Source organism: Streptomyces colwelliae (genome assembly GCF_048158785.1).
Classification (GTDB): domain Bacteria; phylum Actinomycetota; class Actinomycetes; order Streptomycetales; family Streptomycetaceae; genus Streptomyces.
On record NZ_JBLTJC010000845.1, the window covers coordinates 1 to 848 of the forward strand.

General features: G+C 68.6%; 1 pseudogene. It reads right to left on the minus strand.

Annotated features, from left to right (window positions below):
- Window positions 1-848: pseudogene (locus ACNFOC_RS54745) on the minus strand (oxidoreductase); the annotation flags it as partial.

The window sequence follows — 848 nt, forward strand, 5'->3', positions numbered from 1 at the left end:
GTAGACGAAGCCGTCCAGTTCCACCACGTCCGGCCAGCTGTGCTCGTTGTCGTGGAGGTAGGACACCTGCGCGCCCCGCAGGTCCACGGTGCCGGACGGCGGTCGGGCGAGGGTGAAGTCGAAGTCGGCAACCTGCATCAGAAGGCCGGCCAGGGCCGGGCCCTCACCGTCGGGTGCTGCGTTCAGGACGGCTCCTTCGAAGGTCAGGCTGTCCGAGACCCGGGCGCCCCGCAGCCTCACCGTCCCGTCCGCGGTGAAGCCTCCGGAGAAGTTGAGCGTCGACGCCACCACGTTGTCCAGGGCCAGGGCCAGTCCTCGCGGACCGGGGCGCCCCAGCGGCACGGGGCACTCCAGGTGTGCACCCTGCATGTACAGTCCACCCGGCAACTGCGCTCCCAGCAGGCGTATACCGCCACGGGCGGTGAACCCGTGCATGCAGAAGACACCGCCCCCCATGTCAAGGCCGTCCGCGATCACGGACCACCCCTCGGACACACACACCCGCGTGCCATTCAGCACCAACTCGCCTGCCACCGAGGCATTCAGAAGATCCAGGCACCCCTCCACCCGCGACCGCGACAGGTCGAGGTGCCCCTCGACACGCACCAGAGCGACGTCGAGGCCAGGCAGCCAGCTGTCCACCATGCGGATCGTCCGGGTCGACGCGCCTTGGAGCTTCGGCGCGTTCTCGAACCAGCACTCCTCGAACCGGAGAGCCTGACCGAGCTCCACGTCCGACAGATCCAGACAGCCACTTATCCGTGCGCCGGACAGCTTCAGGCAGGCGGCGACGCCTTGTTGCGTGGCATTCGCACCCGAGAGCAGCGCCGCGAGCACGCTGGCTCGAA